Source organism: Chryseobacterium sp. FG46 (genome assembly GCF_057809135.1).
Genome location: NZ_JBMDJJ010000003.1, coordinates 121187 through 134234, shown reverse-complemented (window position 1 = coordinate 134234; position 13048 = coordinate 121187). Strand labels below are relative to the sequence as shown.

8 protein-coding genes are annotated in these 13048 nt (G+C 36.0%); all 8 read right to left on the bottom strand.

The window, feature by feature from the left end; genetic code table 11:
* Nucleotides 1-80 precede the first annotated feature (80 nt).
* The 8 genes from ACODR7_RS03455 to ACODR7_RS03420 all read right to left on the bottom strand — a co-directional run bounded on the left by ACODR7_RS03455 (nt 81) and on the right by ACODR7_RS03420 (nt 12942).
* Entirely contained in the window at nt 81-2915 is a 2835-nt protein-coding gene (locus ACODR7_RS03455) for a M16 family metallopeptidase (protein ID WP_488837298.1), read from the bottom strand.
* Nucleotides 2916-3340: 425 nt separating this feature from the next.
* Entirely contained in the window at nt 3341-4027 is a 687-nt protein-coding gene (locus ACODR7_RS03450) for a hypothetical protein (protein WP_076596368.1), read from the bottom strand.
* Between the two features lie 198 nt (nt 4028-4225).
* On the bottom strand, nt 4226-5560 hold the full coding sequence (locus ACODR7_RS03445) for a trigger factor (protein ID WP_488837296.1): 1335 nt from the start codon (nt 5558-5560) through the stop codon (nt 4226-4228).
* Between the two features lie 138 nt (nt 5561-5698).
* Nucleotides 5699-6286: a hypothetical protein gene (locus ACODR7_RS03440; protein ID WP_488837294.1), complete on the bottom strand. Its 588-nt coding sequence runs from the start codon at nt 6284-6286 to the stop codon at nt 5699-5701.
* Between the two features lie 18 nt (nt 6287-6304).
* Entirely contained in the window at nt 6305-8698 is a 2394-nt protein-coding gene (locus ACODR7_RS03435) for a TonB-dependent receptor (protein ID WP_488837292.1), read from the bottom strand.
* A gap of 262 nt (nt 8699-8960) precedes the next feature.
* Entirely contained in the window at nt 8961-9317 is a 357-nt protein-coding gene (locus ACODR7_RS03430) for a hypothetical protein (RefSeq protein WP_076596372.1), read from the bottom strand.
* 148 nt (nt 9318-9465) lie between these two features.
* A complete protein-coding gene (locus ACODR7_RS03425; protein ID WP_488837290.1) occupies nt 9466-11394 on the bottom strand; it encodes an ABC-F family ATP-binding cassette domain-containing protein in 1929 nt (642 codons plus the stop codon).
* Between the two features lie 192 nt (nt 11395-11586).
* Nucleotides 11587-12942, bottom strand: a complete 1356-nt coding sequence (locus ACODR7_RS03420) for a T6SS phospholipase effector Tle1-like catalytic domain-containing protein (RefSeq protein WP_488837289.1) — start codon at nt 12940-12942, stop codon at nt 11587-11589.
* Between the last annotated feature and the right edge of the window lie 106 nt (nt 12943-13048).

The window sequence follows — 13048 nt, the reverse complement described above, 5'->3', positions numbered from 1 at the left end:
TTTGAATGAAATAATAAAAACCGCAGAGAGATCTGCGGTTTTCTTATTGCTTACGGTAAAGAAAAAAATGAATTAGTTCACTATTCCTGCTTTTTGGGTTCATCTTTTTTAGCTTTTTCCCATCTGGCTTCCGGCATTAGTGTCGCTATATTTTTTTCCTTTGTGAGGTATTTTTTGGCAACATCCTGGAGGTCTTTTACAGTAAGTGCTTTTACTTTATCCGGGTAATTCAGAATAGTATATTGATCACTTCCGTCTAATTGATTTCGGGCAATGCCCTGCAGCCAGAATCCATTGTCTTTAAGGCTGGTTTGATATTCATTGTATTCTCCTTCTTTATATTTATCAAGGTCCTTTTGCTCCGGTCCTTTATCTATTAATTTCTGTAATTCGGTCATTACACTTCGGGTAAGCTTATCTGCATTTTCAGGACCACAAGGGAAATTGATACTAAAATCATAGGCACTATATGGGATTTTACTGAAACTTCCGCTTGCACCTCCGTTATAAATACCGCTTTCGTCTTCTCTCAGTTTTTCAAGAACTTTAATCGTAGCTACTTCTCCAAGAGCTGAAAGCGCCAAAGCTTCCTTCTCATTATAAGGCGCTTCACCACTGTAAGAAATTGTTACAAGACTCTTCGGCTCTTTTCCTTTTTTATAAACTTTTGTGTATCCTCCTTTCAGTGGCCTGTAACCTGTATCTTTAAATGTAGATGATTTTCCTGTTGCAGGAAGTGAAGCAATATACTGCAGGACTTCATTTTTAAGCTGCCCTTCATCTATATTCCCTACAAAATAGAAGTGGAAATTACCTGCATTGGCAAATTTCTGTTTGTAGATATCATAGGCTTTTTTATAATCTGTATTTGCCCAATCTTTTTCGGTAGGCTCAAGGCTTGTAAATCTTGGGTTTTTCTGATTGATAAATTTGGAATATTCATTAGAGAAATAATATTGCGGATCTGAATCTACATTCGCCAGCATGGCAGATTTCTTTGTTTTGTAGGCGTTGAATGATTCGGGATTGTAATTCAAGTCTGTAAAACAGGCATAAATCAACTCCATAGCTGCTTTCAGATCTTTTTTCGAACTTGTTCCGGAGACCCCGTCTGTAAGACCACCTACATAAGAGCTTACACTTACCTGCTTTCCTGCGAGATAATGGGTAAGATCTGTTTTGGAAAGACCGGCTAATCCAGCTTCCAGCAAAGCATCGAATGCAAATTTTGTTGTATTGTAATCGGCATCCGGAATGACAGAGACACCTCCCAGGCTTATTCCTGCAAAAACAATTTCATCGTCTTTAAAATCTGTTTTTTTGAAGGTTACTTTAGCTCCGTTGCTTAATGTCCAGGTGGTTGTTCCTAATTTGGCATCCGTTTCCGTTTTTGTTATTTTTCCATCAGATTTGAAAAGTTTTATCAGACTTTCAATTTTAGTTTTTTCTTCATAAGGTTTAAGATCAGCCATTTTAACAGTATCAAATGTATTCAGCACCATAGCCTCTGTCGGCATTTTAATATTATCTTTTTTGGGCCCTGTAATGACGATTACCCTGCTGTCATCTTTTACAAACTTTTTGATAATTCCGTTGGTTTGCTCCAGTGCTATGGTTGGAAGGATTTCTTTAATATGCTCATACCCCCAGGTAATTCCAGGTATTGGCTCCTGTCTCAAGAAATTGTTCACATAACCATCTATCAGATCACCGCTTTGGTTTTTGTCTTTGTTGTTGTAGGCCCATTCATAAGATGAAAGCATCTGATCTTTTGCTCTGTCCAATTCAGATTGGGTAAATCCGAATCTTTTTGCTCTTTCCACTTCTTCCAAAAGGACTCTCAGTGCATTCAGCTGATCACCGTCTTTTGTAGCTGCTGCTCCCTGAAATGCTTCTTTACTTCTTGCATAAGTTCCTCCGTGGTAAACAGATCCATAAGTAAAGGGTGGATTCGTAGAGTTAACCAGTTCTGCCAATCTGCTGTTCAGCATCATATTCACAAGACTTTCTACAATACTCTGATCATACTGCTGAACCGTTATATCCGGTTTGTACGCTTCAGAATCTTTAATAATGAATTGTACTCCTGAACCTGTTGCATCAGGATCAGTTTCAATAGCTACCAGTGCTTCTTTGTGATTCGGAAGATCAAAAGATTTTCTTTCTCTAGGTTTTGAAGGATTTTTATATTTGCTGAAATTATCCTTAATTTTTCTCTCGATTTCATCTACATTAATATCTCCAACTACAACAATTGCCATCAGATCGGGCCTGTACCAATCCTGATGGAATTTTCGGATAAGATCAGGTTTGAAGTTTTCAATTACTTCTTTTTTACCAATAGGAAGTCTTTCTGCATATTGAGATTGGTATAAAAGCTTTGGTAGGTATTTATCCATCATTCTCTTATCGGGTCCAAGACCTAATCTTAGTTCTTCCAGTACCACTCCTCTTTCTTTATTGATCTGTTCGTCAGAAAGTGTCGCATTAAATGCCCAGTCTTCCATCACTTTCAGTCCGGCATCGAGATTACCGGGTTTATCCAACGGAACAGGAAGCATGTAAACTGTTTCATCGAAACCTGTAGAAGCATTAAGGTGCTGACCGAACTTTACCCCAATCGACTGTAAAAAATCTACTAATTTATTATCCGGAAAATTCCTGGTTCCATTGAAATTCATGTGCTCCATAAAGTGAGCCAGTCCTCTTTGATTTTCGTCTTCAAGAATAGATCCGGCATTGATCGCCAGACGGAATTCTACTTTTTTCTCAGGTAAAGCATTTTTTTTGATGTAGTACTTCATTCCGTTGGAAAGAGTACCAATTCTTAAGGACGGATCCACAGGGATGTTTTGTCCATACATATTGACAGCCATCAGGAAGATGACTGAAAACGAAGATAACATTCTTTTCATCTACATTATTTTTTGACCTTTCAAAAATATCGATTCTTACGGCGATGAGTCTTTGTCAGAGGGTTAAATTCAAGTTAAAAAATGTAATTATAACAAAATGAAAACAAATTATTGTTTTTATGTTGCTTAAATTGATTTTTAATTAAAAACATTCATCATTTAGTTAAAATAGACTAATTAAAAATAATGTCGTTTTCTTATTTTACTCTAAAATTATGATAAATCCACTATAATATTACCTTTATAAAACAAAAAAAATATTATATCGTACTAAGGTTTCATTATTTTAATTAAAAAAATTCAGTTATCAAACTATTTCTAAAACAACGCAATAGCACTTTCAGCGAGCTTATGTACTTTTCGGGTACATCTTCTATACAAAAAAACCGGGAAATTCCCGGTTTTTATCTCTTAAAAAGCAATTCTTATTTAAAATCAGCATCCGAAACTCCGGAATTGATGACCACTTTGCTCGTTTTAATTGTCATTTTCTGACCTCCTCCCTCAGCTTCTACTTCAGCTGGAAACTGTATTCCATCTACAGCCATATAGCTTTTAATGGTTGCTTTACCTTCCCCTGCATCCGTCTTATATAAAAGTCCTGTTCCGGCATCGAAATAAAATTTTCCTTTGTCTGAAGACAATACATTATAGTCTTTTCCATCAAGTTTTTCTGTAGATACAGTCTGGAAATTAGAAGCATCAAATGCTAAAGCATCCATTGGTTTCCCTTTTTTAAGGTCTGCAATTTTGTCAGCAGGAATATCTGTTTTAGTTCCCATCTGATCAAAATATCCTTTCTCCCCATCAAAAAGCTGCACCATTTCTTTCCCCATGAAAGATTGTACAGATTTGAATTTATTCCCTAATTTCTTAGTGGTCATTTGGATTTCCATTCCCTGCACAGCAACTGTGTTATCAGTAATAGTAGATTTTACAGCGTCCAGTTTATCTTTTCCACCTAATGCTTTGAAATAATTATCAACAACTTCTTTAGGTGTAAGTTTTGATTTCACAGCTTCTGTTTTAGCAGATGCAGCCGCTTTTTTCTGAGCTGCTGCAGGTACTGAGAAAAGTACTGCGCAGAAAAACGGAATGATGATCTTTTTCATATTATAATAAAGTTTAAAGGGTAAATATAGGAATATTGGCGGACATACAAAGAAGTAATGAGTAATGAGCAATTAGTAATGAATGATAATTGATGGATGGTACATATGATCTTTTAATCAATCATTTTCAAAAGGAGACCTATAATAAAAAAACCGCCAAAGAATTGACGGTTTTCAAATATTTATATCTGACTATAATTATTTCTTAAGTTCTTCTAAAAATTCGTCGTGAGAAATTTTAGTTTCTTTTTTGCTCGCTTTTTCAAGAATTACATCTTTCAGTTTAGCCATCGCTACTTCAGAGGAAATTTGTCTTACCTGCTCCTGGTCTTTCAACATTTCAACAGCATATTTCTGGATTTCTTCATCTCCTAAGTGGTGGATTCCGTAGATAGCCAATTGGTTTTTCACTAACTGTTCAGCCTGAGCCAATACATCAGCATAATCAAGGTTGATTTCGTTTTCAGTCATCAATTTACCTTCGATGATCTGATATTTCAACTGGTTTTTCTCAGCTTCAAGAATTTCTTTAGCCTGATCTTCAGACTGAATATTCTGGTTAGAGAATAATAACCACTTCACAAGGAAAGATTCAGGAAGTTTTACTTCTTCTTTCTCAGTTACTTGTTCTAATACTTTATTCACGAAGTGAACATCAGCATTCTGTTGGAAATACTCGTCTAATTCAGTCTTAACTTTATCTTTAAGTTCTTCTTCAGACTTAATGTTTCCTTCTCCGTATACTTTGTCGAAAAGATCCTGATTAAGTTCAGCCAAGTTTAATGAATAGAAATCTTTCACTTTAACTTCTAATTCATTGTGGTGCAGATGCTCAACTTCTTCTTTGCTGAATCCTAATTCTTTAGCTAATTCTTCGTCACCTGCAAGAGTTTCTTTCGTTACTTTTACAGATCCTTCCATTTTCAAACCTTTTACCAATTTGAAAGCTTCTTTGTTTTCAGCTGTAATGGTAAGGTTTTTTGGGTGGTGGTGGTGCTCTCCTTCAGCATCTTCTTCCACAACCTGAGAAACTTCTAAAGCAATGTAAGAATCTTTAGTGATTTTATCCTGAGGAACCTGCTCTGCGAAACGCTTCTGCATGTTTTCAATACTCTTGCTGATTTCTTTATCGGAAGCTTCTACTTTGTAATGAGGTGCTTCATATTTAGCTAAATCTATAGTGAATTCAGGCTCATATCCTACTTCGAAAGCAACTTCTAATTGATCAGCATTGTAATCTAATTCGTTTACTGGCTGAGGAACAGGCTGACCAACTAATCTTAATTTGTTTTCATTAACATAGTTGTTTAAAGCATCAGAAACCTGTCTGTTGATTTCTTCAAATGCAATACCTGCTTCATATTGTTTTTTAACCATACTCAAAGGCACTTTCCCTTTTCTGAATCCAGGAACTTGCGCATTTTTAGCATAATTAATCAACTGCTTCTCTACTTTTTCTTTGTAGTCAGATTTTTCCAATGTTACTGTAAGCAATGCACTTACGTCATCATGGTTTTGTGCGGTAACCTTCATTATTGATTAAAATTTTAGGTTGCAAAAATAGGAATTTTTTATGAAAAAAACTCATTTAAAATCAACTTATAACGCCAAATATTGTTAAATAAAAAACCACCGGAGAATTCCGGTGGCCCAAACAAGATTAAAGGTATATTAATTAATAATATTATAGTTGGCCTGTGCGTCTGTTTCTCCTCCTGTGTGAGTTCCGTAAATCACTCCGTTTCCACTAACAGCAGAAGCTTCAGAAACTGTTACCGGCTCATGGAATAATGTAAGAACCAGCTGACTAGGTGCAGAAGCATTTTTTACAGCAGTATTGACCACCCATTTTGTTTTCAACCCAACACGGTTTCCATCATCTCTTTTGGAAGATTCATCATCTGTACGGGTTAAGGTGATATCTGAGTTTGGAAAGTTGTATACCAGGAAATGTTCATTTTTTGCTTCTTTAATTTCCTGAGTAGCGTCTTCGTCACCATTTTTGAAAAGAACTTCTACATTATAAGTGTGGCCATTGATCAGTTTAACATTAGGGTTCGTGGTACTGTTCACCTGATAATCATAAACTACAGGAACTCCTGTAGCTTCATCCGTTACTTTTAAAAGAACATCTGACAGTTCTTCCTGAGGAAGATCATCTGCTTCATCATCACTTCTGTTACAAGATGTTAAGCTTAAAGAAACGGCTAAGAATAAAAGTCCTAAGATAAGCGTTGTATTTTTAAAAATATTTTTCATGTTTTTGATTTTAAGTAATTAAAATTGATATTTAAGAGTTAAAATAAAGTTTCTTCCCATTTCATTGGAAAAGAAACGAAGTCTGTTCAGATAATCTCTGTAAGACGTATTGAATACATTTCGGACTGAAAAATCAATTCCGAAATTTTTAGACAGATTCACCCCTGTCTGAAGGTTCCAAAGGGAATATCCGTTTGGAGGTGTGGAGATATCCACTTCTTCATTGTAAGGATTTCCGTCCGAATCGAATAATCTGATCGGAACGTTATAAACAGGAAATCTTGTCTGTTTCAGATAAGTATTGTTACTCACTGTGAAATAGAAGTTTTTCCATTCTTTTTTACTGAATTCCAAGGAATTGTTAAAATTCGGCGGCATCATTAAAATAAGCGGTACATCATGAGTAGTGTCCTGTCCATACACATAGGAACCGCTTCCTTTATACGTCAGATTATCTGTAATTTTAAGCTGAGCATCGATATCCAATCCATACATTTTTGCATTGATCTGCTGATAACTATACTCTACAAAAGCTCCACCCCATTGTGTATTCAGATAACCTGTAGGAATCTGATTGATGAAATTCTGAGTATAAAAGAAATATGGGTTTACAGAAATGTTCAATCCTTTTAGGACATTTGCTTTTACGTCTGCCACTAAATTAAACTGATTTCCGGTTTCACTCTTCATTCTCATATTTCCTCTCTCAATGATCGCTGCAGAATGGTGAAGCCCGTCTGCAAAAAGCTCTGCGATATTTGGAGATCTTGAAACTCTGGCGTAATTGAATTTCAGGTTAAAATATTCGGATGGGTGATAGACAATTCCACCGTTTACTGAAACATTATTATACGTTAATGATGGTTTTGTGAGAATTCTATTTTGATCTATTCTCACTACAAAATTTGAATAATCTGCAGCATATTTTTTATTCCAGTCGCTCAGACCAAACCATTTTGTTACATCATAATGATCGTAATCATATCTCCCTCCCAGTTCAAGATCCAGTTCCGGCACAATTTTATATTTTAGTACAGAATAAATTCCTGCATAATATCTGTCATAGTTAGGAACAAGACGTCTTGCCTCGGTCTGCGTATTGGAATAGTTGTTCTGATACCCTGCGTTAATCCCTGTCTCAAGATTCCAGTTTCCTCTTTCTATCAGGTGATTTACATTAAGATCATTGGTGATCAGCTCAAGATTCAATGCCGGTTTTTTGCTCAAAGCTTCTGTACGTCTGATATCATACTCTTTTCTATGATTGTACTGAAAGCTGTAAGTAGCCGTTATTTTTCCAAAATTTTCAAACCTTTTGTAAGCCGAAACTTTAGCAATATGATGTTCAATCTCCTGTCTGGGATTATCAATATCATAACTAAAATCTCTCTGATAGATTGGCTCCGGAGATGTAAGAGCATTACGCAGGTCTTCAGAGTTTCCTACGTGAGAACTTCTAAGAATTCCGACAGTACTTTTGGTCAGATAATAATCAAAAGAAAAGCCTTTTTCAAATGTCATTTTCTGTACACCAAAATTAAATCCTGAGCTCTCAAGACCAGTATTCATCAAACCATACTCAGGAGCTTCAAGATCACCTAGTTTTTTATAGCTTCCATTGGTTTTTACAGCCCATCCATTCTCCCATGTTTTTGCGAGTTTTACATTAAGATCAGCGCCTCTTCCGTTTGAAATCCCGGAAAGAGAAACATTTCCCATAATAGTATCTTTCTTTGGCAAAACCTGAGGCTGTAAAACAACAACCCCACCTACAGCACCTGCCCCATATTTCAAAGCTGATGCCCCTTTGATGACATCAATATGTTCAAAATTATTGACATCCACGTTAGGAGCGTGTTCTACTCCCCATTCCTGTTCAGCAAGCTTCACCCCATCATTAAGGATGGAAACCCTGCTTCCATAAAGACCGTGGATAATAGGCTTAGCTATGTTATTTCCTGTTTTCAGAACATTTACACCAGAAATATTGGTTAATAAATTACCTAAGTTCTCGGTAACATTTCGTGAAAGCGTTGATTTATCAAGTGTTTTCACCACCATACTTCCATTATTCTTATGACTTCCGTGAATGGTAACCGTTTCGATATCTTTAATGTGGTGTTCCAGTGTAATCATCAGCTGAACATCCTTATCAACTCCTATATTTTCAGTATAATCATTGCAATCAGGATGTTGAGCAATGAGTGTATACTTTCCTGCAGGAATTTTGTCAAAAGAAAATTGACCTTTCTTATTGGTTTTGGCTGTAAAGTTCCCGATTTTAATCACAGCATTTTCCAGCAATGTTTTATCATGGAAATCCTGAACGGTTCCCTCTACAGTATAATTTTTTTGTGCACTTGTAAATACTGATCCACAAAAGATCAGCAGCAGGCAATATATCAATTTCATTGTAAATAGATTGATTGCGCACCCTTTTCAACAGGGTACATTTTTCGTTAAAATTTGTGGGAAGGGTTCGATTGATTGTACAATGTATTTCTGGTAAGAAGTTAGAGGTTAGAAATTAGTAATTGAACATTATTTAAATATCAATTACAGATAATCAGGTGTTTTCCCAACAACTTTAAACCTTAAACTTTAAACATTGAATTTAAAGCAGTAAACATTGAACTTTAAAATACAAAACTTTAAACCCTATAGAATCTATGAATTATGCAATTGCGGGCGGTCCCCGAAGCTGGAAGGTGAATTTGGTCTGTGACCAGATTTTCTCCTGAACGGCGATAATTTGTTTTACTTCATGGCTGTAATGCTCAAAAGTAAAGTTGAATTCTTCAGGAGCTAATGTATGTCCGGTAACCAAAAAGTGGCAGGCCAGACAGTCGCCAGCTTTCTCTTTAGTAACGGCTTTCGTCATCGTATTCTCAACTTTTTTAAGATGAAAAGCCTTAAAATAGTCTACCGAATCGTGATGGTGAAAGCTTTGAGAAAGCAGCGCAAGGAAATATACTCCAAACAACAGCTTGGAGATAAAACTCTTTAGGTTTCTGCTTTCTTTAAAAATCATGGTTCAAAATTATGAAAATAATTTAATTGTTTCCTTAAACTTTTATTAAATTACTTAACAACTATTGATAATATGTAGAAATGAGTATGTTTTTGTTACAAAAAAAATGCTTCATAATTTTTGGTTTATGAAGCATTTCTATTTTTTATTAATCCAGTTGGGTTCCAAGATATTCCCACTCCTGTAAAGCGTTATCCAGCTCTTCCTTAGTTTTATTGTATTGTTCTAAAGTTTCGTCTGAAGGATTTTCTTTGGCAAAAGAAGCTTCCATTTGCTCTACTTTTGTTTCAAGCTCGGAAATTTTCTCTTCCACTTTTTTGATTTTATTCTGAATATTTTTTTGCTCTTTACTTACAATATTTGAAGATTGACTGCTCGTTACTACAGGTTTTTCTTCTACTTTCTTAGGTTCTACCTTTACTTCGCTGTGAAGTTTTGCCTTTTCTGCAGAAATTTCTCTGATGGTTTCCTTTTGTCTGTACTCAAGGTATTCGTTGATATCTCCAAGGAATTCTTTCATTTTCCCGTCACGGAATTCGTAGATCTTATCACACAGCCCCTGAAGGAATTCCCTGTCGTGCGAGATTACAATTAAAGTTCCTTCAAAATTCTGCAGTGCCAGCTTGATAATTTCCTTAGACTGGATATCCAGGTGGTTGGTAGGTTCGTCCATGATCAGCGTGTTGAAAGGACGAAGTAACAGTTTACAAAGTGCCAGACGGTTTCTTTCTCCTCCGGAAAGTACTTTTGTCTTTTTAGTAACAGCATCTCCCTGGAAAAGGAAAGATCCTAATAAATCTCTTACTCTTGGTCTTGTCTCTTCTGTTGCTGCATCTTCTGCTTCTTCCAGAACTGTTTTATTAGGTGTTAAAACCTCTTCCTGATTCTGAGCGAAATATCCGATGTTAACATTATGCCCAAGATTCCATGTTCCGGAATAGTCTTTAATATCTCCGGCTAAAATTTTAGCCAAAGTTGTTTTTCCTTGTCCGTTCTGTCCTAAAAGAGCAATTCTGTCTCCTCTCTGAACGATAAAATCCACATCATCAAAAATCTGCTTCTGCCCGTACGCTTTTCCAAGATTGATGGCTTCGAAGATTACTTTCCCCGGAACCATAGACTGTACGAAACGGATATTGAACTTTGAAACGTCTTCGTTATCCACTTCGATACGTTCAATCTTATCTAATTTTTTAATAAGTGACTGCGCAAAAGAAGCTTTGGTAGCACTTGCACGGAACTTATTAATGTTATCTTCCATCTGCTTGATCTCCGCATCCTGATTCTTTTTAGCCTGAATCAGTTTTTCACGGCGGTCTTCTCTCATGACAAGATATTTGGAATAGTTCGCTTTATAGTCGTCAACTTTTTTGTTGTTGATATCAAAAGTACGGTTACATACCGCTGTCATAAACTGTTTATCGTGACTTACCAGAACAATAGCTCCCGGATAATCTTTCAGGAAGTTCTCCAGCCAGATGATGGATTCCATATCCAGGTGGTTGGTAGGCTCATCGAGAAGCATAATATCGTTCTTCTGAAGAAGTAATTTTGCCAATTCGATTCTCATTCTCCATCCTCCGGAAAATTCATCGGTGATTTTCTGGAAATCATCTGCTTTAAATCCTAAACCAAATAATACCTTTTCCATATCGCCTTCAAGACTGTAGGCATCATGATTCATCAAAAGGTCATTCAGTTCGGTCATTTTATTAATCAGATCCGTATAGGAATCACTCTCATAGTCAGTTCTCACTGTCATCTGGTGATTCACCTCTTCCAGCTCATCTTTCCAGGCATTGATCTGCTCAAAAGCCTGCATGGTTTCAGCCCATACCGTTCTTCCTTTTACAAAATCAAGATCCTGTTTAAGAAAACCAATGGTAACACTACCTTCCGTCACAACCTCTCCTTCGTAGAAATTAATTTCTCCGGAAAGCATTTTCAATAAAGTGGATTTTCCGGCTCCGTTTTTACCAACGAGACCCACTTTATCATCCTTTTTAATGGTGAAATTGACATTTTGAAATAAATAATTTCCTGAATGGTGTAACCCTAAACTTTGAACCGAAAGCATCTTAATTAATAATTAGTAATGAATAATGAATTTTCGGGTGCAAAAATACGGAAAAAGAAATGAATAGACGAGAAATAAAAAAAGCAGCCAGTTTCGAAGCTTTTTCCTTCTATGAAGGTAGATGTTACCCTTTAAAAAGGAGACACCATAAGATGTCCCCTAACCTAAATTTAAAACTGAGAAGTCTTTTCACTAATTCTTCCATTCATTTAATCTAACAGCTGCCGGCGTTTTTATAATAGAACGAACCCAGATATCATTGTTGGGCACGTTTGTTCCATAAAGAAAGTCAGCAACAAAGCTGTCTTCCGGCAGATGGAGTTCTAAGGAAAGCCTTTTTGTCCGGCTTGTTTCATCAACGGAGGTACTGCTTGATACATTTAATCCGTTATTGATCAGCTCAATATTAATTTCACGTTGGGTTCTATCCCGGAAACTATTACTGTACAATCCGAAGTTTGACGAAATATGAGTATAATCTGCAAATATTCCGAAATCATATATTGGCTTTTTGTTTCCGGAAAGGTCCCTCAGATATTCTTTCATTTTGATATAATACCTATTGAGAAAAGCATGTTTATTATAATCTGTTCCGAAGTAGGCTTCATTTTCTGTACTAAATACTGACAATATGGTATTGGTCTCGTCCATCATCAGTTTTCCATATACTTTTGACAGGTCATTGTATACTTTATCACGGCAAACATACGCCTGTGAAATGCCATCCACTGTTTCCACTTTATATCCTGAGAGTAAAGCATCCCAGATTTTATTTCCCTCAGCATTGGTTTTTGTATTTCTGATATCTGAAACATAATTATGCAGATCATCAACATTTATGAAATCTGTAGAGATATAAACAGATTGCGATCCTTCCAGATAGCCTCCTCCAATATCAGCATGATCTCCTGGGACAAATATTTCTTTCCAAACTGATGACTTATTTTCTGATTTCTGATCCTGCATTGTTTTCGAATTCTCAAAAATACCGGTAAGCGGAAAGAAAAACCTGCTCTCATTGACTGCACAGAAATGTAAAACATTTTCTACCTGTGAAGATATCTTCATATTATAAGTATTGAAAGGTTTGGACTCTACCGTATCAAAAAGTCCTAAAAATTTTATTCTACAATTTCCTACCGCATAAAAGGTCAAAAGCTGATTACCGAAAGTTCTTGCCAGCATACCTCCTCTCCCGAATCCATAGATGTAGAAATGATATTCCTTAGTCTCATCACAGGCTGTTTTTTGTACAAAATCTCCGGCTTTCCGAAGTTTATCATCAGATGAATATCCGCTTCCATACGGCGGGTTTGCACATGTTGCCATGGCAAAATTATTATCTTCATTCCCTGTTACAGTACCAATTCCTTCAATATATATCTTTTGATCTCCAAGGAACAGACTGTATAATTTATAGATATTGCTGAAAGTACCATAGTAGCTTTCATTATTGTTCAGCGGTTTATCCGGTGAAAGAATATTGACCCCATTGTTTCCTGTACCGTCAAAGAAAATCCCGACGGAAATCACTCTGTTACCATTCATGTTTCTACTTTAATTTTTTACTAAAGATCCTGTTGTGTTTTTTTCAACTGACATCCCTAAAAGAGACATTCCAAAATAACAGAAGAAAAACAAGGTTAGCTAGAGT